The organism is Pseudomonas sp. MS15a(2019) (genome assembly GCF_013277805.1).
In the GTDB taxonomy this organism is placed as follows: domain Bacteria; phylum Pseudomonadota; class Gammaproteobacteria; order Pseudomonadales; family Pseudomonadaceae; genus Chryseomonas; species Chryseomonas benzopyrenica.
In genome coordinates this window covers 804,014-826,723 of record NZ_VBTN01000003.1, presented here as the reverse complement: position 1 = coordinate 826,723, position 22,710 = coordinate 804,014, and the positions used below count along the sequence as shown (strand labels likewise).

At 68.4% G+C, this 22,710-nt stretch carries 17 protein-coding genes; 14 read left to right on the top strand and 3 right to left on the bottom strand.

Annotated elements, in window-relative coordinates:
- The first annotated feature begins 7 nt into the window (after window positions 1–7).
- Together relA and mazG are read left to right on the top strand one after the other, a co-directional pair.
- Window positions 8–2,248, top strand: coding sequence for a GTP diphosphokinase (relA, locus tag FEZ61_RS07300; RefSeq protein WP_017642226.1), 2,241 nt, complete (start codon window positions 8–10; stop codon window positions 2,246–2,248).
- Between the two features lie 68 nt (window positions 2,249–2,316).
- Entirely contained in the window at window positions 2,317–3,162 is an 846-nt protein-coding gene (mazG, locus tag FEZ61_RS07295; RefSeq protein WP_173148009.1) for a nucleoside triphosphate pyrophosphohydrolase, read from the top strand.
- 114 nt (window positions 3,163–3,276) lie between these two features.
- Here mazG and FEZ61_RS07290 read toward each other — a convergent pair whose 3' ends face one another.
- The gene (locus FEZ61_RS07290; RefSeq protein WP_017642228.1) at window positions 3,277–3,591 is read right to left on the bottom strand and encodes an EscU/YscU/HrcU family type III secretion system export apparatus switch protein; all 315 of its coding nucleotides are present in this window, start codon (window positions 3,589–3,591) and stop codon (window positions 3,277–3,279) included.
- Entirely contained in the window at window positions 3,588–5,162 is a 1,575-nt protein-coding gene (locus FEZ61_RS07285) for a flagellar hook-length control protein FliK (protein ID WP_173148007.1), read from the bottom strand. The genes FEZ61_RS07290 and FEZ61_RS07285 overlap by 4 nt, the downstream gene beginning before the upstream one ends.
- A 107-nt stretch (window positions 5,163–5,269) precedes the next feature.
- Between FEZ61_RS07285 and ccmA the strand changes: the two genes are divergently transcribed.
- Genes ccmA through FEZ61_RS07235 form a run of 10 tightly spaced genes read left to right on the top strand, consistent with a single transcriptional unit; the run spans window position 5,270 to window position 12,978 of the window.
- Entirely contained in the window at window positions 5,270–5,875 is a 606-nt protein-coding gene (gene ccmA / locus FEZ61_RS07280; protein WP_173148005.1) for a cytochrome c biogenesis heme-transporting ATPase CcmA, read from the top strand.
- On the top strand, window positions 5,872–6,543 hold the full coding sequence (gene ccmB / locus FEZ61_RS07275; RefSeq protein WP_173148003.1) for a heme exporter protein CcmB: 672 nt from the start codon (window positions 5,872–5,874) through the stop codon (window positions 6,541–6,543). Before ccmA ends, ccmB begins: the two co-directional genes overlap by 4 nt.
- Window positions 6,544–6,553: 10 nt before the next feature.
- Window positions 6,554–7,300 carry a heme ABC transporter permease gene (locus FEZ61_RS07270; RefSeq protein WP_017642232.1) on the top strand — a complete coding sequence of 249 codons (747 nt, stop codon included), beginning with the start codon at window positions 6,554–6,556 and terminating at the stop codon, window positions 7,298–7,300.
- On the top strand, window positions 7,297–7,473 hold the full coding sequence (gene ccmD, locus FEZ61_RS24365) for a heme exporter protein CcmD (RefSeq protein WP_064308939.1): 177 nt from the start codon (window positions 7,297–7,299) through the stop codon (window positions 7,471–7,473). The genes FEZ61_RS07270 and ccmD overlap by 4 nt, the downstream gene beginning before the upstream one ends.
- Window positions 7,470–7,925 (top strand): cytochrome c maturation protein CcmE, encoded by a 456-nt coding sequence (gene ccmE / locus FEZ61_RS07260; RefSeq protein ID WP_064308940.1) that lies wholly within the window; start codon window positions 7,470–7,472, stop codon window positions 7,923–7,925. Before ccmD ends, ccmE begins: the two co-directional genes overlap by 4 nt.
- The gene (locus FEZ61_RS07255) at window positions 7,922–9,883 is read left to right on the top strand and encodes a heme lyase CcmF/NrfE family subunit (RefSeq protein ID WP_173148001.1); all 1,962 of its coding nucleotides are present in this window, start codon (window positions 7,922–7,924) and stop codon (window positions 9,881–9,883) included. The genes ccmE and FEZ61_RS07255 overlap by 4 nt, the downstream gene beginning before the upstream one ends.
- Window positions 9,883–10,416, top strand: coding sequence for a DsbE family thiol:disulfide interchange protein (locus tag FEZ61_RS07250; RefSeq protein WP_017642236.1), 534 nt, complete (start codon window positions 9,883–9,885; stop codon window positions 10,414–10,416). Before FEZ61_RS07255 ends, FEZ61_RS07250 begins: the two co-directional genes overlap by 1 nt.
- Window positions 10,413–10,862 carry a cytochrome c-type biogenesis protein gene (locus FEZ61_RS07245; RefSeq protein ID WP_017642237.1) on the top strand — a complete coding sequence of 150 codons (450 nt, stop codon included), beginning with the start codon at window positions 10,413–10,415 and terminating at the stop codon, window positions 10,860–10,862. The genes FEZ61_RS07250 and FEZ61_RS07245 overlap by 4 nt, the downstream gene beginning before the upstream one ends.
- Window positions 10,859–12,046 (top strand): c-type cytochrome biogenesis protein CcmI, encoded by a 1,188-nt coding sequence (ccmI, locus tag FEZ61_RS07240; RefSeq protein ID WP_017642238.1) that lies wholly within the window; start codon window positions 10,859–10,861, stop codon window positions 12,044–12,046. Before FEZ61_RS07245 ends, ccmI begins: the two co-directional genes overlap by 4 nt.
- Window positions 12,043–12,978 carry a hypothetical protein gene (locus tag FEZ61_RS07235; protein ID WP_160924506.1) on the top strand — a complete coding sequence of 312 codons (936 nt, stop codon included), beginning with the start codon at window positions 12,043–12,045 and terminating at the stop codon, window positions 12,976–12,978. Before ccmI ends, FEZ61_RS07235 begins: the two co-directional genes overlap by 4 nt.
- On the opposite strand, the gene FEZ61_RS07230 is transcribed toward FEZ61_RS07235, so the two are convergent.
- Window positions 12,904–15,009, bottom strand: a complete 2,106-nt coding sequence (locus FEZ61_RS07230; protein ID WP_173147999.1) for an NAD(P)-binding protein — start codon at window positions 15,007–15,009, stop codon at window positions 12,904–12,906. The genes FEZ61_RS07235 and FEZ61_RS07230 overlap by 75 nt on opposite strands.
- A 205-nt stretch (window positions 15,010–15,214) precedes the next feature.
- Between FEZ61_RS07230 and FEZ61_RS07225 the strand changes: the two genes are divergently transcribed.
- On the top strand, window positions 15,215–21,784 hold the full coding sequence (locus tag FEZ61_RS07225) for a response regulator (protein ID WP_346342861.1): 6,570 nt from the start codon (window positions 15,215–15,217) through the stop codon (window positions 21,782–21,784).
- A gap of 6 nt (window positions 21,785–21,790) precedes the next feature.
- Window positions 21,791–22,705, top strand: coding sequence for a diguanylate cyclase (locus tag FEZ61_RS07220; protein ID WP_017642241.1), 915 nt, complete (start codon window positions 21,791–21,793; stop codon window positions 22,703–22,705).
- The last annotated feature ends 5 nt before the right edge of the window (window positions 22,706–22,710 follow it).

Here is a 22,710-nt window from a genome sequence, read left to right as displayed (position 1 = left end):
GGGGTAGATGGTACAGGTCAGAGCGCATCAGCCAGTCAACGTCGATGGCAGCATCAACCTCCACGCCTGGCTGGATCATATCCAGAGCGTGGATCCGAATCTCGATCGCGAGGCCTTGCTGGATGCCTGCGGCTTCGCCCGCACGGCGGAAGAGAATTCCGGTCAGGTCGAGCACACCTGGGCGGAGGGTACCTCCAGCTTCCACACCGGGCTGGAGATGGCCGAGATCCTGGCCGACCTCAAGCTGGATCAGGACAGCCTGATCGCGGCCATCGTCTATCGAGCGGTGCGCGAGGGCAAGGCGACCCTGGAATCGGCGACCGAGCATTTCGGCCCGGTGGTGGCCAAGCTGATCGAAGGCGTGCTGCGCATGGCGGCGATCAGCGAGAGTCTCAATCCGCGCAAGTCCATGGTGCTGGGCAGCCAGACCCAGGTCGACAACCTGCGGCGCATGCTGGTGGCCATGGTCGACGACGTCCGCGTGGCCCTGATCAAGCTGGCCGAGCGCACCTGTGCCATCCGCGCGGTCAAGAACGCCACCGAAGAGCGCCGCAACCGGGTGGCTCGCGAGGTGGCCGACATCTATGCGCCCCTGGCCCATCGCCTGGGCATCGGCCATATCAAGTGGGAGCTGGAGGACCTGTCCTTCCGCTATCTGGAGCCGCAGCAGTACAAGCAGATCGCGACCCTGCTGCACGAACGGCGGCTGGATCGCGAGCAGTACATCGCCGACGTCATGCAGCAGCTGCGGGACGAACTCACCGCCACCGGCATCAAGTCCGACCTCAGCGGTCGGGCCAAGCACATCTATTCCATCTGGCGGAAGATGCAGCGCAAGGGTCTGGAATTCAGCCAGATCTACGACGTGAGGGCGGTGCGGGTACTGGTGCCCGAGATGCGTGACTGCTATACCGCGCTGGGTATCGTGCATACCCTTTGGCGGCACATTCCCCGCGAGTTCGACGACTATATCGCCAATCCCAAGGAGAACGGCTACCGTTCCCTGCATACCGCGGTGATCGGCCCGGAAGGCAAGGTGCTGGAGGTGCAGATCCGTACCCACGCCATGCACGAAGAGGCGGAGCTGGGGGTCTGCGCGCACTGGCGCTACAAGGGGACCGACGTCAAATCGGCCTCCAACCACTACGAAGAAAAGATCTCCTGGCTGCGCCAGGTGCTGGAATGGCACGAGGAGCTGGGCGACATCGGCGGCCTGGCCGATCAGCTGCGGGTCGACATCGAGCCGGACCGGGTCTACGTCTTCACCCCCGACGGTCACGCCATCGACCTGCCCAAGGGTGCGACGCCGCTGGACTTCGCCTATCGGGTGCACACCGAGATCGGCCACAACTGCCGCGGCGCCAAGATCAACGGCCGCATCGTGCCGCTGAACTACCAGCTGCAGACCGGCGAGCAGGTGGAGATCATCACCGGCAAGCAGGGTTCGCCCAGCCGCGACTGGCTCAACCCCAACCTCGGCTACGTCAACACCTCGCGGGCCCGGGCCAAGATCGTCCACTGGTTCAAATTCCAGGCGCGCGACCAGAACGTCGCCGCCGGCAAGGCCATGGTCGAGCGCGAGCTGTCACGCCTGGCGTTGCCGCCGGTGGACTTCAACATCCTGGCCGAGAAGGTCAACTACAAGGGCGCCGAGGACATGCTCGCGGCCCTGGGCGCCGGCGATCTGCGCCTGGCCCATGTGATGCACGCCGCTCAGCAGCTGGTGGAGCCGGACAAGGGCCTCGATACCCTCGATCTCCTCCCGCGCAAGCCCACCAACAAGCCGGGCAAGCGCGGCGATGTACAGATCCAGGGGGTGGGCAATCTGCTGACCCAGATCGCTGGGTGCTGCCAGCCGGTACCGGGTGACGCCATCGTCGGCTACATCACCCTCGGCCGCGGCGTGACTATCCACCGGCAGGATTGCGCCAATGCCCTGCAGCTGGCCAGTCGCGAGCCGGAGCGGACCATCCAGGTGAGCTGGGGCCCGGTGCCGGTGCAGACCTATCCGGTCGATATCGTGATCAAGGCCTTCGACCGCTCCGGTCTGCTGCGCGACGTCTCGCAGATCCTGCTCAACGAGCGGATCAACGTGCTGGCGGTGAACACCCGCTCCAATCGCGAGGAAAACACCGCCAACATGCTGCTGACCATCGAGATCCCCGGCCTGGACGCCCTCGGCCGCCTGCTCGGGCGCATTTCCCAGCTGCCCAATATCATCGAAGCCCGGCGTAATCGCACTGCCTGAGCGGTGTGGCGACGACCCCACGAGGCGCCTCTGGCGCCTCGTGCTTTTTCCAGCGATAGGATTCACTCATGTACCAGCTCGACGACCTGCTGCACCTCATGGCCCGGTTGCGCGATCCCCGGCACGGCTGCCCCTGGGATTTGCGCCAGGACTACGCCAGCATTGTGCCCCACACCCTGGAAGAGGCCTACGAGGTCGCCGACGCCATCGCCAAGCGGGATTTTCCCCAGCTGCGCGACGAGTTGGGCGATCTGCTGTTCCAGGTCGTCTACTACAGCCAGTTGGGGCGTGAGGATGGCCATTTCGACTTTGCCCAGGTGGTGGACGGCATCACCCGCAAGCTGGTGCGGCGTCATCCCCATGTCTTTCCCGATGGCGACCTGCATGGCCCCCTGGACTTGCCACGGCTGGACGAGGCGACCATCAAGCGGCGCTGGGAAGAGATCAAGGCCGAGGAGCGTGCGGAGAAGGCCGCGGCGCCCGAGCAGCTGTCGCTGCTGGATGACGTGCCGGCTTCGCTGCCGGCCCTGAGTCGGGCGGCCAAGCTGCAGAAGCGCGCCGCCAATGTCGGCTTCGACTGGGCCGATGCCACGCCGGTGGTGGCCAAGATCCAGGAGGAACTGGACGAGGTACGCGAGGCCATGGCCAACGGCCAGGCCACCCAGGTGGCGGAAGAGGTGGGCGATCTGCTATTCGTAATGGTCAATCTGGCGAGGCACCTGCAGGTCGATGCGGAAGACGCCCTGCGCCAGGCTAACGCCAAGTTCGAGCGACGCTTCCGCTATATAGAAGAGGCGCTGAAAGCCCAGGGGCGCACGCCGCAGGAAGCCAGCCTGGAGGAGATGGACGCGTTCTGGGACGCCGCCAAGGTGGAAGAGAAGGGCGTCGTCGGGCATTCGTTGCAGGGTCGCTGAAACCGGGCGTAGGTTGGTGCTGAGCATAGCGAAGCCCAACGCTGCCGAGATCTGGACGGGTTTCGACGTGTCGTCCAAGCCCGGCTGTTGGACTTCGCTGCGCTCAACCGCAACCTACGGCATCCGCTCCCAGCCGTAGGACAGGTCCGGTTGGTCGGCCAGGTGGGCCGGGCACTTGCCCTTGAGGTGCCAGGCGAAGGCGATGATTTCGGCCAGGGTGCGGTAGAGCGCCTCGGGGATTTCCGCGCCCAGCTCCAGGCGCGCCAGGATCCGCACCAGATCAGCGTTCTCGTAAATGGGCACCTCGTGCTCCCGGGCTGTGGCCAGGATGAGTTCGGCCAGTTCGGCGTCGCCCTTGGCGGACAGGATGGGTGCACTGCTGCCGTCATAGGACAACGCGATGGCCTGGCGGGGGGCGGACGTGCTCATGCGGTATCGTCGATCCAACGTTGTTCGAGAGAGGTGCGCGGATGGCGCGCAGGGCGGCCCTGGCGGCTGCTGAGGTCGCCGACCACGAAGCCGGCGGCCAGCAGGCGGTCGCGCAGATGGGGCAATTCGGTATCGATCAGCGTCGCGGTGGCGCCTTTTTCCGCCCAGAACTCGCTCGACAGCCGGCCGCTGGCCAGCTGTGCCCGTACCTGCAGCGGGCCGAGCGGTGCCAGGTCGAAGGCCAGTTCCACCTTCCACAGGCTGTCGCGGGCTTCGCCGCGGGTATCCGGCGGCGGCCGTTCTTCCTGGAAGCGCACCTGCACCGCACCGAGGCGCTCGCCATCGCGCCAGGGAATCTCGGTCTGCCAGGTGGAGAGGTAGTAGCCGTCCGGCAGGACCTGGGTCTGGGCCAGGCTGGCGAGCTGGTGGGTCTGCAGGCGGGCGATGACGCCGGTGGCCAGTTGCAGCAATTCGTCGAGTTCGGCGTTGGCGGCGCTGAGGCCGCGACCGTCGCGTTCGCCCAGGGGAAAGTCCAGGGCGGTGGGTTGGCGACTGGCAGTGGCGGCGCCGCCTAGGGCCCGGCGCAGGGCGTCGGGGAGATTCTGCTGGGCGGCCTGGGCCGCGACCTGGGGATTGCGCAGGGCATCGCCCGGTACGCTGGCCAGCAGTCGATCCACCAGGCGCAGCAGGTTGGCCTTGAAGTCTTCCTGGAGATCGGGACCGCCGCGCTCCAGCAGTTGCTGCTCCAGTTGCAAGCCGCTACGGGCCAGGGCGCGGGTCCAGCCCTGGGCGGTGGTGAGCGTCTCGGTGTGCTCCAGATTGGCCAGCAGCGCCTTGAGCGCGGCCCCCACCGACGGTGGCAGCTCCGCCTCGGGGACGTCCTCCAGCCATTGCAGCAGGGCGTTCATCGACAGCTGGCGTTGGCCCTGGCCCTGCAGCTGGCGGTCGATGTCGAGCTGGTCGAGGCGCTGCGCCATGGGCAGCACCGTGACCTCCTGGCGGTCCTTGATCACCACGGTCAACAGGCTGCCCACCGGCACCGGACGGGGCGATTCCAGCTTGAGCTGGCGGCCTTCGAGGTTGGCGCTCAGCGCCTTGGCGATCACCTCGTAGGTGGGTGCTGCGTCGGGCTGCTGTTGCAGCAGGCTGCTCAGCACCCGTAACTGCAGGGTGGTCCCCACCGGCAGCTGGCGCAGGTCCAGTTGCTGCAGCGGTGGTGGCGGGGCGTCGCCTTCCAGGCTCTGCAGCAGCACCGCCAGCTGGGTGGAGCCCAGGGTGCTCACCAGCAGCTGGCTGCCCACCGGCAGGTTATTGGTCGGACTCTGGGTGGTGAGCAGGACGCTGCCGCCCTGGGCCAGCTGCAGCTGCAGCAGGAACTGGAAATTCTGGCCGGCTGGCCGGGTGGCGAGCACCTCGGCGGTGGCCGTGCTGCCGGGCGGTATCAGGTCATCGAGGGATTGCAGGGCCTGCAGGATCTGCGCGCCGGCATCCGACGCCTGCGCCGCCGCGGCCCGGACGGGCAGGGCGGGCGTGACGCCGACGCTGGGTGGAATCGCGGAGATGGGGGTCATCGGGCAGGTCCGGTGGAATCGCCTGTGTATAATGGCGCGCCTTCAAGGGCGTGTGCCGGGTTAACGGCCAGCGCCCGACCGACTTTAGTGCCGTGAGATCGCCTGTCTTGAATCAGCCCCTGCTCGACGCCGTCGCGCTCCGTTGCGAACGGGGCGGTCGCCTGCTGTTCGACGACCTGAGCCTGGGCCTGGCGGCAGGCGAGTCGCTGCAGATCGGTGGCGTCAACGGCAGCGGCAAGACCAGCCTGCTGCGCATCCTGGCGGGACTGTTGCCGGCGGATGCGGGCGAGGTGCGCCGACCCGCGGCGGAGGAACTGCTCTGGCTGGGTCATGCACCCGGGATCGCCGAGGGGCTGACCGCGCTGGAAAATCTTCACAGCCTGGCCAGTCTCTGGCGCCCGACCACGCCGGCCGCCTGCCTGGCTGCCCTCGCGGCGCTGGGTCTGGCCGACTGGGCGGACGAGCCCTGCAGGCAGCTCTCGGCCGGTCAGCGCCGCCGCGTCGCCCTGGCCCGTCTCCACCTGCCCGCGCCGCCGCGACTCTGGTTGCTGGACGAACCCTTCACCGCCCTCGACGCCGCCAGCTGCACCCAGCTGGAAGAGCGCTTGCGCGCGCATTGCGCCGCGGGTGGCGCCCTGGTGCTGACCAGTCATCGCGAGCTGGAGGTCCTGCCCGAGGGGCATCGCCTGCTCTGGCTGGACGGTGGCCGATGAGCGGCGCCTGGCTGGCCATCCTCGGGCGCGAAGGGCGCCTGGCCTGTCGCCGTCCGGCGCTGTGGCTCACGCCCCTGGCCTTCCATGCCCTGGTGGTGACCCTGTTTCCCCTGGCGCTGGGTCCCGATAGCCGGCAGCTGGCCGCCCTGGCGCCGGGACTGCTGTGGATCGCCTTGCTGCTGGCCTTGCTGCTGGGCCAGGAGGCCCTGTTTCGCAGCGAATGGCAGGACGGCTCCCTGGAACTCTGGCTGCTGGCGCCCCAGCCCTTGCCGCTGCTGGTACTGCTCAAGCTGCTGGTGCACTGGTGCTTCGCCGGCCTTGGCCTGGTGGCCCTGACGCCGCTGCTGGCGCTGATGCTGGGGCTGCCCGCCGCGGCCCTGCCGGCGACCCTGGCGGCCCTGACCCTGGGCAGTCTGGCCCTCACGCTGATCGGCGCCATCGGCGCGGCCCTGACCGTGGGCCTGGCTCGTGGCGGGCTGCTGCTGGCGCTGCTCAACCTGCCGCTGCAGATCCCGGTGCTGATCCTGGGCGCCAGCACCCTGGACGCGGCGCGCCTGGGTCTGCCGGTGACCGGCTTGCTGCTCTGGCTGGGCTGCCTGACCCTGCTGGCCCTGACCCTGGCGCCCCTGGCGGTCGCCGCCGGCTTGCGCATCGGCGCGGCCCAATGACGAGGACGACATGAACTGGACCTGGCTGCACCGCCTGGGCTCTCCCGCCATCTTCTATCGCCTGGCCGGTCGGCTGCAGCGGCCCTGCCTGGCGCTGGCCGGACTGCTGCTGGCCGTCGGTTTGGTGTGGGGGCTGTTCCTGGCGCCGCCGGACTACCAGCAGGGCGACAGCTTTCGCATCCTCTATGTGCATGTGCCGGCCGCCTTTCTGGCGCAGTCCTGCTATCTGCTGCTGGCGGTCGCCGGAGCCGTCGGCCTGGTCTGGCGCCTCAAGCTGGCCGACGTGGCCCTGCGCGCGGCCGCGCCGATCGGCGCCTGGATGACGGTGATCGCCCTGGCTACCGGGTCGCTGTGGGGCATTCCCACCTGGGGCACCTGGTGGATCTGGGACGCCCGGCTCACCTCAATGCTGGTGCTGCTGTTTCTCTATCTGGGCGTGATCGCCCTGGGGCAGGCCATCGACCATCGCGAGAGCGCCGCCCGGGCCTGCGCCATCCTGGCGCTGGTGGGCTCGGTCAATCTGCCGATCATCAAGTATTCGGTGGAGTGGTGGAGCACCCTGCATCAGCCGGCCACCTTCAGCCTGGTGGAGCGTCCACCGATGCCCGCGGCCATGTGGCTGCCGCTGTTGGTGATGGTGCTGGCGTTCTATCTGTTCTTTGCCGGCGTGTTGCTGCAGCGCATGCGCCTGGAGGTGCTCAGGCGCGAATGGCGCAGTCGCTGGGTACGCCTGGAACTGGGCGAGGAGGGCGCGTGAGCGGCGTGGACTGGGCGCAAACCCTTGGCATGGGGCGTCATGGCCTCTATGTCTGGCCGGCCTTCGGCCTGACCCTGGTCATCCTCGGCGGCCTGCTGCTGCACGGCTGGCGGGCGCGTCGCCGGCTGCAGCGGGAACTGCGCCAGCGCTGGCTACGGGAGCGGCGGCCATGAATCCGCTTCGTCGTCGCCGGCTGCTGTGGATCCTGCTGCTGTTGCTGGGGGTGGGGGGCGCAGTGGCGCTGGCCCTCAGCGCCCTGCAGCAGAACATCAACCTCTTCTATACCCCGAGCCAGATCGCCCAGGGTGAGGCACCGCGGGACACCCGCATCCGTGCCGGCGGCATGGTGGAGCAGGGCAGCCTGGTGCGCGCCGCGGATTCCCTCGCGGTGAGCTTCGTCATCACCGACTTCCAGCGCGAGGTGCGGGTGAGCTATGCCGGCATCCTGCCGGATCTGTTCCGCGAAGGTCAGGGCGTGGTGGCCCTGGGCCGACTCGACGACCAAGGCCGCCTGGTGGCCGACCAGATCCTCGCCAAGCACGACGAGAAATACATGCCGCCCGAAGTGAGCCAGGCACTGCGCCAGGCCGGGCGGCCACTGGACGACGCGAGGCCGGCGCCATGATCCCGGAACTGGGGCAACTCTGTCTGCTGCTGGCGCTGGCCATGGCCCTGGTGCAGGGCACCTTGCCGCTGCTGGGCGCCTGGCGCGGTCAGGTCGACTGGATGCGGCTGGCGCGCCCGGCCGCCTTTGGCCAGTGGCTGTTCCTGGCGCTGGCCTTTGCGGCCCTGATCTGGGCCTTTCTCCAGGACGACTTCTCGGTGGCCTATGTGGCGGCCAACTCCAACAGTCGCCTGCCCTGGTACTACAAGGTCAGCGCCACCTGGGGCGCCCACGAGGGCTCACTGCTGCTCTGGGCGCTGATCCTGGCGGGCTGGAGCCTGGCGGTGGCCGTCTGCTCGCGCCAGTTGCCCCAGGCCCTGCTGGCGCGGGTGCTGGGTATCCTCGGGCTGGTGGCCACGGGGTTCCTGGCCTTTCTGGTCGCCACCTCCAATCCCTTCGCGCGCCTGCTGCCGCAATTTCCGCGGGAGGGCAACGATCTCAATCCGCTATTGCAGGACCCGGGTCTCATCCTGCATCCGCCCCTGCTCTACATGGGTTATGTGGGCTTTTCGGTGTCCTTCGCCTTCGCCGTGGCAGCGCTGCTGGAAGGTCGGCTGGACGCTGCCTGGGCGCGCTGGGCCAGGCCCTGGACGCTGCTGGCCTGGGCCTTTCTCGGCTGCGGCATCGTGTTGGGCTCCTGGTGGGCCTATTACGAACTGGGCTGGGGGGGCTGGTGGTTCTGGGATCCGGTGGAAAACGCCTCCTTCATGCCCTGGCTGGTAGGGACGGCGCTCCTGCATTCCCTGGCGGTGACCGAGAAGCGCGGCCTGTTCAAGGGCTGGACGGTGCTCCTGGCCATCGCTGCCTTTTCCCTCAGCCTGCTGGGGACCTTTCTGGTGCGCTCGGGGGTGCTGACCTCGGTGCACGCCTTCGCCAGCGATCCCACTCGCGGCGTCTTCATCCTGGCCTTCCTGCTGCTGGTGGTCGGCGGTTCGCTGGCGCTGTTCGCCTGGCGCGCACCGGCGCTCGGCGGCTCGGCGTCCTTTGGCCTGGCCTCCCGGGAGGCCTTGCTGTTGATCAACAACCTGATCCTGGTAACCGCCGCTGCCATGGTGCTGCTCGGCACCCTCTATCCGCTGATCATCGACAGCCTGACGGGTGCCAAGCTGTCGGTGGGGCCGCCCTATTTCGACCTGCTGTTCGTGCCGCTGATGGCGCTGCTGATGCTGGCGCTGGGCGTCGGGGTGCTGGTGCGCTGGAAAAGCAGCCCGGGGCGCTGGCTGGCCCGCTTGCTGGCGCCCATCCTGCTGGCTTGCGCCGTGCTCGCCGGACTCGCCGGTTGGTGGCTGGACCAGCCCAGGGCGGGGATCCTGGCGGTGCTGGCGCTGGCGGCCTGGATCCTGCTGACCGCGCTGCGCGATGTGCTGGGCAAGGTGCTGGCGCTGGGCTGGCGCCGTGGCCTGCGCAGCCAGCCGCGCAGCTACTGGGGCATGCACCTGGCGCACCTGGGCCTGGCGGTGCTGGCCCTGGGCGTGGTGCTGGCCAGCCAGCTGGATGTGCAACGCGATCTGCGCCTGGCGCCGGGCGAGCATGTCGAGCTGCAGGGCTATCGCTTCGGCTTCGCCGGGACCCAGCATTACCAAGGGCCGAACTTCACCGCCGAGCGTGCGCTGCTGCAGGTCGAGCGTGAGGGGCGGGTGATCGCCCTGCTGACCCCGGAGAAGCGCCGCTATCTGGCCAGTGGCGCGGTCATGACCGAAGCGGCCATCGATGCCGGCCTGACCCGCGATCTCTATGTGGCCCTCGGCGAGCCGCTGGGGGAGGGCGTCTGGGCCGTGCGCCTGCAAATCAAGCCCTTCGTCCGGCTGATCTGGCTCGGCGGCCTGCTCACCGCCTTGGGTGGCCTGCTGGCCGTGGCCGATCCGCGCTATCGCCGCCGGCGCTCGTCTTCCCCTGTCGCTGCCACGGAGTCCGCCTGATGCGCCGTCGCCTGTTGCTCTGCCTGCCACTGCTGGCCTTTCTGGTGCTGGCCGGCTTGCTCTTTCGCGGGCTCCATCGCGATCCCCAGGCGCTGCCTTCGGCGCTGGTCGGCCAGCCCTTTCCGGCGTTTTCCTTGCCGGGCGTGCAGGATGAGCGACTGTTCACCCGGCAGGATCTGCTCGGCCGCCCGGCGCTGGTCAATGTCTGGGGCACCTGGTGCGTGGCCTGCCGGGAAGAGCACCCGGTGCTCACTCGACTCAAGGCCGAGGGCGTGGTGATCCACGGCATCAACTACAAGGACGACAATGCCAGCGCTCGGCGCTGGCTGGCGGAATTCCACGATCCCTACCAGCTCGATATCCGCGACGACGAAGGCCGGCTGGGCCTGGACTTGGGCGTCTATGGCGCGCCCGAGACCTTTCTCATCGATGCCCGCGGCGTGGTGCGCTATCGCCATGTCGGGGTGGTCGATCAGCGCGTCTGGGACGCAGACCTCGGGCCGCGCTACCGAGCCCTGGTGGCGACGCCATGAGGGTCGGCTGGCTGCTCCTGTTGCTGGTCTGGTCGACCCTGAGCCAGGCGGCCATCGACCCCTATGGCTTTCGCGACGACGCCGAACGCGCGCGCTTCCAGGCGCTGACCCGCGAACTGCGCTGTCCCAAGTGCCAGAACCAGGACCTGGCCGATTCCAATGCGCCCATCGCCGGCGATCTGCGTCGCGAGATCCAGCGCCTGATGGCGGCCGGGCGGAGCGATGAGGAGATCATCGCCCACCTGGAGCAGCGCTACGGCGAATTCATCCGCTACCGGCCGCCCTTCGAGGGCCGCACCCTGCTGCTCTGGCTGCTGCCGGGCTTGGCACTGCTGGCTGGGGCCGGGCTGTTGTTGGTCCTGACGCGGCGCCGCCGCCCGGAGCAGACGCTGAGTGACGCCGAACGCCAGCGACTGGCGCAGCTGCAGGCGGAGGAGGAGCCGTGATACTGACCTTCTGGGGGCTGGCGGGATTGCTGCTGATCCTGGCGGTGCTGATCCTGCTGGTGCCGCTGCTGCGCGGTGGACGTGTCATGGCGGATCAGCGGGCGGTGCTCAATCGTACCCTCTATCAGGAACGCCTGGCCGATGCCCGGGCGCGGGCCGCACGGGGGGAGCTGGACATCCAGGCCCTGGCGCTGGCCGAAGCCGAGGCGGGCCGCAGCCTGCTCGCCGACAGTCCTGCCGAGGGTTCTTCGCCGCTGCGCCAGGGCCGGCGCCTGGGTGTCGCGGTCGCCCTGGGCGGCCCGGTCCTGGCCCTGGGGCTCTATCTGCTGCTTGGCGCCTGGCCGGCGCTGCAGCTGAGCCAGCGCCTCGCTACGCCGCCAGCGTCGCCCCAGGCGCTGCTGGCCGATCTGGAAGCGGCGACGCGACTGCAACCCCAGGCGGCCGACAACTGGTATCTGCTGGCGCGCGCCTATGCCGGCCTGGGCCGCTACCAGGCCGCGGTAGCGGCCTTCGAGCAGGTCATCTCGCGTGATGGCCGGCGGGCGGAGGTCCTCGGCCAACTGGCCCAGGCCCGTTTCTTCGCCGCGGGGCGCCAGCTGGATGCCCGCACCCAGGCCCTGGCCGACGAAGCCCTGGCCGCCAATCCCGGCGAGCCCACCACCCTGGGACTGCTGGGCATGGCCGCCTACGAGCGGGGCGCCTACGCCGATGCGGCAGGCTACTGGCAGCGCCTAGTCGCCGTGCTGCCGCCGGCCGATCCCCTGCGCGGCACCCTGGCCGAAGGGGTCACCCGGGCGGAGCGCGCGGCGCGGGCCGCTGGTCAGGTGCTGACCACGCCGGGGCTGGAGGTGGAGGTCAGTCTGGCGCCCGCGGTGGCGCAGCGTGTGCGGCCCGAGGACAGTGTCTTCGTGCTGGCGCTGGCGGTGGATCAGCCCGGTCCGCCGCTGGCGGTACGGCGGCTGCGGGTCGCCGATCTGCCCCGCCGGGTGCGCTTGGATGACGGCGATGCCATGCTGCCCCAACGCAAGCTGTCCGACTATCGCCAGGTGCGACCGGTGGTGGTCATCGCCCGCAGCGGTGATCCGCTCAAGGGGGACTGGCGTCTGGAGGGGCGTCCGCTGGAGCGCTCTTCTAGTGCGTTCAGCCTATTGCGCGTGGAAGCCGACGATGCCATTACGCCATGATCGCGCAGGATGTCGACAATCAGAGCAAGGACGCCATGTATACCTACGAAGACGCCGTCGCCGCGACCACCGAACTCTGTAGCCAGATCGAGAATCTGCCCGCCAGGCGGCGGGCGGTCCGTGAAGATTTCTACAGGAGCTTCGGCGACGCCGATAACGATGGTCTGAGTTATGGCGACTCGGAACTGGCCTTTCTCGACTGGGAAATCCAGGCTGGCGTCCTGGATCCGGTGACGGGCAGCGCCTGGTGGCGCAACGTCAATCTGCACTTCATCTACCTGTCCGAGTTGGCGGGCTGCCTGGCGACTCATCAGCTGCCAGGCGACCAGGCGCCCTATCCGACGCGCTGCTGGCTGACCTTTATCGCCGATCCCACGCCGCGCCATTGGTACCGGGCGCACAATGCCTCCATCCTGGCCGGTTTCGCCCTGCATCAGGAGGACGCCCGCGCGGAAAACGCGGTGGGTCAGCTGTTTCTCAACATCACCCTGTATCGGCTGATGTTCGCCCAGGCGCTGGTGGAGGAGGCGACGCTGTTCGCCGAGCTGGGCGCGCTGCTGGCCGATCCGCGTGGCTTCTCGGTCAAGTTGCTGGTCAGCCTGGCCGACTTCTATCCGCCGCACTATCCCCTCACCGAGGCCGATCGCGAGGTGATCGAAGGACATGGCCTGGGCATTGAGGAGCTGGGCGTGCGTCTCATGGATGGCTGGATTCGCCTGGAATTGCGCAAGCTGTACCGAGAGGCCGCCGAGTGGAATCAGGCCCCCGAGCTGTTGAACTACCTGGATGGCGACCAACCCGCCTATCCGCCCGCCGTGGACCGCTGCGCTGTCTACGCGACGGCCCAGGCGGTGGCGTCACTGGAAGGCGTCCTCGCCGGGCAGGATCTCGCGGTGGCCGAGGACGGCACGAGCGGTCTGCAGGCCGGATAGGGTCGCCGATTCCACGCAGCCCATGTTGAAGCCGTTGTGGATCCAGTCACCGGTCAGATAGAGGTTGCGGCAGACGCTGCCGTCGGTCGCCAGGCGATAGCGACTGCTGCCGGCCACGCTCTGCACATAGCGTTCGCTGGGGTCGACGTTGGCGCGCCAGTATTGATAGTCGAAGCGCGCCACGCCGCTGACCGTGGCGGGAGCCAGCAGGTATTCCCAGCGATAACCCTGGTCGGTCCCGGCGTCCGGCCAGTAGTCGCGCAGGTTGCCGTTCATGAAGTCGATGAAGGCCTGGTGCACCCGGGCCGCCTGGCGCGCGGGATAGTCGTTTTGCGTGCCGATGGGGGGCGCGGCGTCGGCAGCGAAGACGCCGCAGAAGTAGCTGATGTCCTGGGGCGGGGTGCCGCTCGACCAGTCTTCGCGCGCCACTAGATAGCTGACGTCGGCCCAGGAATCCATCGCCTGGGCGGCGAAGCCGAGCAGTTCCGGCGCCTGGCCGCCTTGGGGCGAGCCGGTCCAGCCCAGTTGCCAGACGTCGCGATCCTGCCAGAGCTGCACCGCCTGGGTAGCCACGGTAGCGACGGCCCGGGTCATCTGGGCGAAGGCCGGATCCAGGGCGCAGAGGCTGGGGGAGAGATCGGCCAGACCGGCGACGGAAATACCCAGGATCACCTCGTCGAAGTCGCGGTCGACCTGCAGTTCCAGTTGTTCAACGCCCGACCAGCCGCTCCAGTTGGACTCCAGATTGATGTGCTGCTCCTGCAACCGCTGGGCGACGTCGTCGGAGATCTGCGCGCACAGCGGCGCCGAAGGCCAGCAGGGCAGGCCCTTGACGTCCACCAGGGGCTGGTAGGGCTCCTGCTTGAGTGATACCTGGCGCTGGATCTGCAGGCGGGTCACCCGCGGTCCCTGGCCCTCGTTGGCGGCCTCGATACCGGTCACCTGATGGAAGAACTTGAAGTTCACGCCTCGCTTGGCCAGCACCTCGTAGTAGGGCGCGAAGACCACGTCGCCCATGCCTGCCTGCATGCGCCAGATGAAGGAGCCCTTCGACGTGGTCAGGGCCAGCAGCGCCGCCCGCAGCACGGTGCCGGCCTCGACATCGGGTTGGGCGAGATCGCCGTCGCGATAGTCGAAGATGCCGCCATGCAGCGACTTGAGCACGGCGCCGTCCAGGGTCGCGGCGCTGGCGCCATGGCGGCTCAGCCAGGCCTGGAAGGTTTCCGCGTTGAGCATCTCGAAGCCCTTGGAATAGACCTCGTCGGCGAGCATGCCGATAAGTACCGTCAGGCCGAAATCCATCAGCAGCCACAACCGGTGAGCGCCGACCTGGGTCTGGCTGCGTTCGTGCAGGATCTCGCCTAGGAGGCTGCGTGCCTTGCGCAGCAGCCACAGCAGCAACGGATGATCGACGCCGTCGGGCAATTCCGTGCGTGCGCGCTGCAGGTGCCGCTCGGCTTCGTCCAGGGCCAGCTCCTGCAATTCCTCGCGGCAGTGCGCACGCAGGCGTGCGAACAGGCCGGTCGGCGCGGCGGTCGGCGGGTTATCGTCCACCTCGCCCAGGCGCAGCAGCCACTCCAGCAGATCGCCGAGGGCGCCCATGAACGGCTTGGGGTTCCAGCCTTCGCCGGGCTTGCCGGGCAGGGCCAGGGTGTCGATGGGCCAGGTGGTCCATTGATCCTGGAAGTCGTCGGCGAAGGCGGTATGGGAATGCGGGAAGAAGGCCTGGTCGAGGGTCGCCAGGGGCGCGCCGGCAGGGCGGTCCAGCTCCTCGTAACACTGCCTCAGGCTATGGAAGGCGTTGTAGTAGAAGCCGAACCAGACATGGATGCCGTGTTCCTCGATGCGCTGGTGGTCTTCGGCGTTGCGCCCGCTGGCGCCCTTGCCGCCGAGTCGCCAGCCCTGCTGGTAGAGGGTGAGCTGATAGCGTTCCTGCCAGTTGGGCTCGCTCGTAATACGAAAGGCGGCGGTGACGGCGGACACGCCGCCACCCAGAATGGCGATCTTGCGGACAGAAGGGATAGCTTCCATGCCTATTGCTCCGAAGTGTGCAAATTGTTGCACCAGTGGACGAATGCCAAGTGATGGCTAAGGTAATATCACTTTATCGAAAAGTTCCCTTGGGACTTTAGCAAGGCAACGGAAATAGTTGAGGTGCTGACCCGGTGTGCCCGGTTGGCCGAGGATCGAGGCGAGCGCGGTGTTGAGGATTCCAGGCTATAGCTGCAAGACGCAGGTGAGCGAAAGTCGCCATGCCCTGATCTACCGCGGCACGCGCCTGGCCGACGGTCAGCCGGTGATCCTCAAGCAGCTGGCCGCCGACTATCCGACGCCCCAGGCCCAGGCCGGGTTGCGCCATGAGTTCGACCTGACCCGGCGCGCCAGCGCCAGCGGCGCGGTGAGCGCGGCCCTGGAACTGCTGGAGTTCCAGGGCCGCCAGGTACTGGTACTCGAAGACATCGGCGGTACCGACCTGGCCGAGTTGCTCGCCGCCGGGCCGCTGGCGCTGGACGACTTCTTCGACTGGGCGCTGGCCATCGTCCGCGCCCTGGCCCGGCTGCACCGGCTGCGCATCGCCCACAACGACCTCAATCCGCGCAACATCGTCTGCAACTGCACCACGGGCAGTCTGCGCCTGACCGATCTGGGCATCGCCACCGTCTTTGGTGCCGTCAAGGGCGGCGACGCCCGCCTGGAGGGCTCGCTGACCTATCTGGCGCCGGAGCAGAGCGGCCGGACCGGACGTCACCAGGACTATCGCAGCGACTTCTATGCCCTAGGCGTGACCTTCTACGAGATGCTCGCGGGCGAGCCGCCGTTTCGCGCCCAGGACCCCCTGGAACTGGTGCACGCGCACCTGGCGATGCGCGCGCCCTCGCTGGTCGAGCGGGTGCCGACGGTACCGCCCATGCTGGCGGCGCTAGTGGACAAGCTCATGGCCAAGGCCGCCGAAGAGCGCTATCAGGGCTGCTTCGGCATCCTGCGCGATCTGCAGCGCTGCCAGGCGGCCCATCAGGCGGGTGAACGCAGCCCCTTCGCCCTGGGCGAGCAGGATCCGCCCGCGCGACTGGTACCGGTACGCACCCTACAGGGCCGCGGAGCCCCCCTGCGGCTGCTGGAAGAGGCGCTGGCACGGGCGACCCTGGGCCGGATCGAAGCCGTCTTCGTCAGCGGCCCTTCTGGGGTGGGCAAGTCGGCGCTGGTGCAGGCCTTCGTCCGCCGCCAGGGCGAGCGGGTGATGCTCGCCCATGGCAAGTTCGAGACCCTTGGCAGCGGCGTGCCCTATGGCGCCCTGCGCCAGGCGCTGCGCGAACTGGTGGAAATCGGCCAGACCCTGGGGGAGCCCTTCGCCGCTCGCCTGGTCGAGGCCCTGGGCGGCAACGCCGGGGTGCTGACCGAAGTGTCCCCGGAGCTGGCCGCCTGGCTCGGTCCCCAGTCGCCAGTGGCCGAATTGCCGCCGCAGCAGGCCGAGCAGCGCTTCGACGAAGCCGTGATCGCGCTGCTGCTGGCCTTTGCCGCGGATACCCGTCCGCTGCTGCTGTGGCTGGACGATCTGCAATGGGCCGACAGTGCGTCGCTGCGACTGATCGAGCGCCTGCTGGCCCGGGCCGACCAGGGTCCGTTGCTGCTGGTGGCGACCCTGCGGGAAGAGCAACTGTCCGGCAGCGGCCTGGAGCGGCTGCTGGGCGCGGCCCTGATCCGCACCCTGTCGCTGGGTCCCCTGTCGCGGGTGGAGATCGAGCGGCTGATCGCCGAACTGCTGCCGGCGCCGGCCGCGGACCAGGCGGCCCTGGCCGGGCTCTGTCTGGACAAGACCCTCGGCAATCCTTTCTTCATCGAACAGCTGCTGCGCAGTCTGCAACAGGAAGGCCTGCTGGAATTCGATGGCGAGACCGGCCAGTGGCATTGGGAACTGGCCCGGCTCCAGGCACTGGACGTCTACGACAACGTCGTCGATTTCATGGTCGGCAAGCTCAAGGACCTGCCGACCGCCACCTCGCAGTTGCTGCAATGGGCAGCCTGCCTGGGCACTCATTTCTCCAGCGACCGCCTCGCCGCGCTGATGGCGGAATCCCCTGCGGATATCCGCCGACTTTGCCAGGCGCTGGTGCAGGAGGGGCTGCTCACCGAACCCGAAGGCGGCCAGGTGGGCGAGCACACGCCCACGCACTACAGCTTCCTGCACGATCAGGTGCGTCATGCCGCCCACTCGTTGCTGGCGCCTGCCGAGCGCGAGCGGGTCCACCTGCGCGCCGGTCAGCTGTACCTCGCCGAAGGCAGCACCGCGCGGCTGGACGCGGTCAGTCACCTCAATCTGGCCCTGGCGCTGATCGAGACGCCCGCCGAGCGGCTGCAGCTGCTGGAGCTCAATCTGGACGCCGCGCGCAAGGCGCGCCAGGCCAACGCCTATCCGGCCGCCCAGGCCTTTTTGCGCACGGCGGTCGCGCTGATCGACGCCGGCGCCTGGGAGACCCGCCATGTGCTGCTGTTCCAGCTGCATCGGGAATGGGCCGAGGTTGCGCACCTCTGTGGCGATGCCAACGAAGCCCTGCGCATCTGCGAACTGCTGCTGCCACGCGCCCGCACCACCTTCGAAGAAGCCGGGGTCCGCGCCCTGCAGATCGACCTCTACAGCGGCCTCGGGCGTTTCACCGAAGCCCTGGCCGTGGCCAAGGCCGGCATCCAGGTGCTGGGCGAGCCCTGGCCAGAGGCACCGGACGATATCAATCAGGCCATCGGCAGCGACAGCGCCGAGGTCGAGGCCTGGCTCGCCGAGCGCCATCCCGCGGCGCTGCTCGACCTGCCGCGCATGGAAGACCCGCGTGCCCAGTTGCTGATCCGCCTGTTGGGCCTGCTCTGGGGCCCGGCGATCAACGTCGACCTGCCCATGAGCCTGCTGGCGGTCATGCGTATCGTCAAGCTGTCGATCCAGTACGGCAATGGCGATCTCTCGCCCTTCGGCTACGCCAACTACGGCTCGTTGCTGTCAGCCTTCCATGGCCGCTACGAACTGGGTTACCAGGTCGGGCGGCTGGCCGTCGACCTGGTGGATCGCACCGGCAATCTGCCGCTCAAGTGCAAGGTCTACACCATGTTCGCGGTGACCAACAGTCCCTGGTCGACCCCCATCGCGGACAACGTCGCCCTGCTGCGCGAGGCCCTGGCGGCCGGTCAGCGTACCGGCGACGTCATCTTCACCGCCTACAGCGCCTTCCACATTCTCAAGCACCTGCAGCACGCCGGCGCGCCGCTCGACGACATCCTGGGGGAAACCGCGGAGATCGAGCGGATCCTGTTGGGGGTCGGCGATCCCAATACCCTGGAGATCTTCACCATCCTGCGCCAGTCGCTGCGCCTGCTGCAGGGCCTCACCCCGGGTCAGGCGACCTGGGACGAGGAGGGCCAGGACGAAGCGGTGCTGGTGCGGCAGATGCAGGACAGCGGTCATGTCCTCTGTCTGAACTACTACGACTTCAACAAGATGCAGGCGGCGCTGCTGTTTCGCCGACTGCCCCAGGCACGGCAGCACGCCGAGGCCATGGAGGCTTCGCTGGCGGCGAGCTTTGGCTGGTTCAGCATCGCCGAGCACGCCTTCTACCAGGCGTTGATCCTGCTCGCCGAGGGCGAACTGGCGGGCGAGGCGCTGGCCAAGATCGAGGCCGCCCAGGAGCGGTTGAGCGGCTGGGCGGCGCACTGCCCGGAAAATTTCGCCCACAAGCGCGATCTGGTGGCGGCCGAGCGCGCGCGCCGCGAGGGCCGCGTCGAGGCCGCCATGGACCTCTACGAGCAGGCCCTGGAATCCGCGCGGCTGCATGGCTTCCGCCAGGGCGCGGCGCTGGTCGAGGAACTCTATGGGCGGTTCTGGCTGGAACAACAGCGTCCGCGGATCGCCCGGACCTATCTGCAGGATGCCCAGCGCAGCTATCTGCACTGGGGCGCCGTGGCCAAGGCCCAGGCGCTGGAAAACGAATTCCCGCACTGGCTGCGCGCCGCCGAGACCAATGCCCTGACCGTGCAGCGCACTCAGGGCCAATCCACCAGCGAGATGATGCGGCTGGACTGGCTGTCGGTGCTCAAGTCGCTGCAGACCATCTCCAACGAACTGGCGCTGGACCAGCTGCTGGCGCGGATGATGCGCATCATCCTGGAGGAGGGCGGTGCCCAGCACGGTTTGCTGCTGTTGCCCGAAGGCGGTCGCTGGCTGGTGCAGGCCTCGGTCTGCAGCGGCGCGGCCGAGCCTCAGGTATTGCAGAGCCTGCCGCTGTCCCTTAACGAACAGGAGTCCGGCGAAAGCCTGGTGCCCCTGACCCTGGTGTCCCAGGTGATCCGGCAGCGCGAACCGGTGATTCTCGATGACGCCGCCCGCGCCGGCCGCTTCGTCCGCGACGCCTATATCCGCGCGCGCCGGCCGCGTTCGGTCTGCTGCCTGCCGATCCTGCGCCAGGGGCGCCTGATCGGCATCCTCTATCTGGAAAACAACCTGCTGGCCCAGGCCTTCACCCCGGGTCGCCTGCAGGTGCTGGGGATCCTGGCCACCCAGGCGGCGATCTCCCTGGAGCACGCGCAGATCTACGAGACCCTGGAGCAGCGCGTCGGCGAACGCACCCGCGAGCTGGACCAGGCGCGCATTCGCGCCGAGGAGGCGGCGGCGGCCAAGTCGCTGTTCCTGGCGACCATGAGCCACGAGATCCGCACCCCGCTCAACGCGGTGATCGGCCTCAGTCGCCTGACCCTGGGCACGCGGCTGTCCAGCGAACAGCGTGGTCACGTCGGCAAGATCCTCGACTCCGGCGAGACCCTGCTGGGCGTGATCAATGACGTCCTCGACTATTCGCGCAACGAGGCCGGCGGTACCCAACTCGAACAGCTGGGCTTCAACCTGGCCAAGGTGCTCGAACGTACCCTCAACCTCTGTGCGCTCAAGGCCCACGAGAAGGGCGTCGAGCTGGTGCTGGATTGCGGTCCGGACATTCCCCTGGCGCTGGAAGGCGATCCGCTGCGCCTGCAGCAGGTATTGGTCAATCTGCTGAGCAATGCGGTCAAGTTCACCGAGCGGGGCCATGTGCTGATTCGCGTCGGTGCCGTCTGCGAAGCCGGTCGCGCCCATTTCAGCCTGGCGGTGGAAGACACCGGCATCGGTCTGACCGAAGCCCAGCAGGCGCAACTCTTCCAACCCTTCACCCAAGCGGATGGCTCCATCAGCCGCCGCTACGGCGGTACCGGTCTGGGCCTGGCGATCTCCCGCCAGCTCACCGAGCTCATGGGTGGCACCCTGGAGGTCCACAGCGAAGCCGGGCGGGGCTCCTGTTTCACCCTGCGTCTGACCCTGCCGGTGGTGGGCGAGCCCGAGCGGCCGCTCAGCCAGACCTCCCGGCAGGTCCTGCTGGTGGACGACCACGGTCTGGCCCGGCGGACCCTGGGGCAGCGCCTGCGCGAACTGGGCATGCAGGTGGTGGAGGCGGAATCCACCCAGCAGGCCCTGGCGGCCATGGCCACGTCGGTCTTCGAGCTGGCCATCGTCGACTGGCGCCTGGGCGCCGAAGACGGTCTGGCCTTGGCGCGTCAGCTGCGGGCCCGGCAGCCGGAGCTGGCGTTGACCCTACTGGCCTCGCCCTATGAGGCGGAAGAGGTGCGCAGCCTGGGCGAAGACCTGGGCGGCCTGGAACTCCTCGACAAACCCGTCACCGGTCCCGCTGTGCAGCGGTTGCTGGCCGGTCTGGGACTGGCGCCGGTCGCCACCCCGACGATGGGCCAGAGCGTGGTGGATCTGCAGGGCATTCGCCTGCTGCTGGTGGACGACAACGCCATCAATCGCCAGGTGGTCATCGGCTTCCTGCAGGGCAGCGGCATCCTCATCGAGGTGGCCGAAGACGGCCAGGCCGCGCTGGACCAGCTGGAACGGCAGCGCTATGACCTGGTGCTGATGGACGTCCATATGCCGCGCCTGGACGGCCTGTCGGCCACCCGCGAATTGCGCACCCGCCCGGCGCTGGCCGGGCTGCCGGTCATCGCCATGACCGCCAACGGCCTGCCGGGCGATCGGGAGCGCTGCCTGGAGGCCGGCATGAACGATCACCTGGTGAAGCCGCTCGATCCCGCCGAGCTGTTTTGCATCATTGCCGCCTGGGCCAACCTCGAACAGCTGCAGCGCGCCGAGCGCAAGGCGGTGGAGGAGGTGGTCGAGATCAAGGAGGCCGGCGTGCTGGCGCGTGCCCGTGCCAGTGCGGCGCTCGAACCCGAGTCGGCGTTGCGCCTGCTGCGTGGCAGCGCCGAACTCTATGAGCAGTTGATGCGGGATTTCCGCGTGCAACAGGCCGAACTGCCGGGGCGGATCGCTGCCTGGCGGGCAGCGGACGATGTCACCGCGTTGTTCGAGTGCGCCCATGGCCTGCAGGCCACCGCCGCCTATGTCGGTGCCATCGCCCTGCAGGAAGCAGCGCAACGCCTGACCAACCGGATCCGCCTGGCCCAGCCCATCGGCGAGGACGTGCGCCGCCTGCACGCCGAAGCCGAGCGCTGCCTGGCGTCCCTCGACGAGATCCTGGTCGAGGTCGCGGGTGACGAGGAAGCCACCGTCGAGGAACTGGAGGCCCTGCTCGAACGCCTGGTCGGACTGCTGCAGACGTCGGACTTCGCCGCCGAGGAACTGCTCGACCTCTTGCTGCGCGCCTGCGTGAGCACCCCCCACAGCGCCGATCTGGTGCGCATCCGTGAGTGGGTCAATGACGTCGAGTTCGAGCATGCCGCCGATGCCACCGCGGATCTGCTGCGGCGGGTGCGGCAGGCCGGACAACGGTCGGGATAACTGCCCATGGAGGGGCGTCGTCCCGACCTGCCATTGATCCTCATCGTCGACGATCAGAAGAGCAACCTGCGTGTCCTCGGCGACCTGCTGCGCGATGAGGCGCGCATCATGCTGGCCAAGAGCGGGGTCCAGGCCCTGACCAAGGCCGCCCGCGAACACCCCGATCTGATCCTGCTGGACGTGGTGATGCCCGGCATCGACGGCCTGCAGCTGATCCAGCTGTTCAAGCGCCGCGCCGAGACCAGCGCCATCCCGGTGATCTTCATCACCGCGGCCAACGACCTGCATCGCGAGGTGGAGTGTTTCGAACTGGGCGCCAGCGACTTCATCCAGAAACCCTTCAATCCGCTGGCGGTGCTGGCGCGGGTGCGGCTGCACCTGCAACTGGCCCGCCAGCGGCGGCTGCTCGAACAGCTGGCGCACATGGATCCGCTGACCGCCGTGGGCAATCGCCGTCGCTTCGACGAGCAGCTGACCATCGAGTGGCAGCTGGCGGTCAGCCGGCGCGGCGCCTTGGCCATCGCCATGCTCGATATCGACTACTTCAAGCAGTACAACGATACCCATGGCCATGGCGCCGGGGATCAGGCCTTGGCGCGGGTCGCCCAGGTGCTGGAGCAGCGCATCCGCGAGCGCGATTGCCTGGCGCGCTACGGCGGCGAGGAATTCGTGCTCTTGCTACCCGGCGCCTCGCGCACGGCCGCGGAAGCGGTGCTGGAACGCTGTCGGCAGGGCATCGCCGAACTGCGCATCGCCCATCCGCTGGCCGAGGATCGCCTCTGGTTGACCATGAGCATGGGCCTGGCCTGCTGCAATCCGACCCCCGAGCAGACCCCGAACGGTCTACTCAAGGCCGCCGACGACCTGCTCTATCAGGCCAAGGCAGAGGGGCGTGATCGCCTGGTCAGTCGCAGCTTCTAGGTCGG

What these genes read in the sequence shown, in the direction of transcription:
- relA (WP_017642226.1), top strand. Translation starts at nt 8, where the DNA reads ATGGTACAGGTCAGAGCGCATCAGCCAGTCAACGTCGATGGCAGCATC.
- mazG (WP_173148009.1), top strand. Translation starts at nt 2,317, where the DNA reads ATGTACCAGCTCGACGACCTGCTGCACCTCATGGCCCGGTTGCGCGAT.
- FEZ61_RS07290 (WP_017642228.1), bottom strand. Translation starts at nt 3,591, where the DNA reads ATGAGCACGTCCGCCCCCCGCCAGGCCATCGCGTTGTCCTATGACGGC.
- FEZ61_RS07285 (WP_173148007.1), bottom strand. Translation starts at nt 5,162, where the DNA reads ATGACCCCCATCTCCGCGATTCCACCCAGCGTCGGCGTCACGCCCGCC.
- ccmB (WP_173148003.1), top strand. Translation starts at nt 5,872, where the DNA reads ATGAGCGGCGCCTGGCTGGCCATCCTCGGGCGCGAAGGGCGCCTGGCC.
- FEZ61_RS07270 (WP_017642232.1), top strand. Translation starts at nt 6,554, where the DNA reads ATGAACTGGACCTGGCTGCACCGCCTGGGCTCTCCCGCCATCTTCTAT.
- ccmE (WP_064308940.1), top strand. Translation starts at nt 7,470, where the DNA reads ATGAATCCGCTTCGTCGTCGCCGGCTGCTGTGGATCCTGCTGCTGTTG.
- FEZ61_RS07255 (WP_173148001.1), top strand. Translation starts at nt 7,922, where the DNA reads ATGATCCCGGAACTGGGGCAACTCTGTCTGCTGCTGGCGCTGGCCATG.
- FEZ61_RS07250 (WP_017642236.1), top strand. Translation starts at nt 9,883, where the DNA reads ATGCGCCGTCGCCTGTTGCTCTGCCTGCCACTGCTGGCCTTTCTGGTG.
- FEZ61_RS07245 (WP_017642237.1), top strand. Translation starts at nt 10,413, where the DNA reads ATGAGGGTCGGCTGGCTGCTCCTGTTGCTGGTCTGGTCGACCCTGAGC.
- FEZ61_RS07235 (WP_160924506.1), top strand. Translation starts at nt 12,043, where the DNA reads ATGATCGCGCAGGATGTCGACAATCAGAGCAAGGACGCCATGTATACC.
- FEZ61_RS07230 (WP_173147999.1), bottom strand. Translation starts at nt 15,009, where the DNA reads ATGGAAGCTATCCCTTCTGTCCGCAAGATCGCCATTCTGGGTGGCGGC.
- FEZ61_RS07220 (WP_017642241.1), top strand. Translation starts at nt 21,791, where the DNA reads ATGGAGGGGCGTCGTCCCGACCTGCCATTGATCCTCATCGTCGACGAT.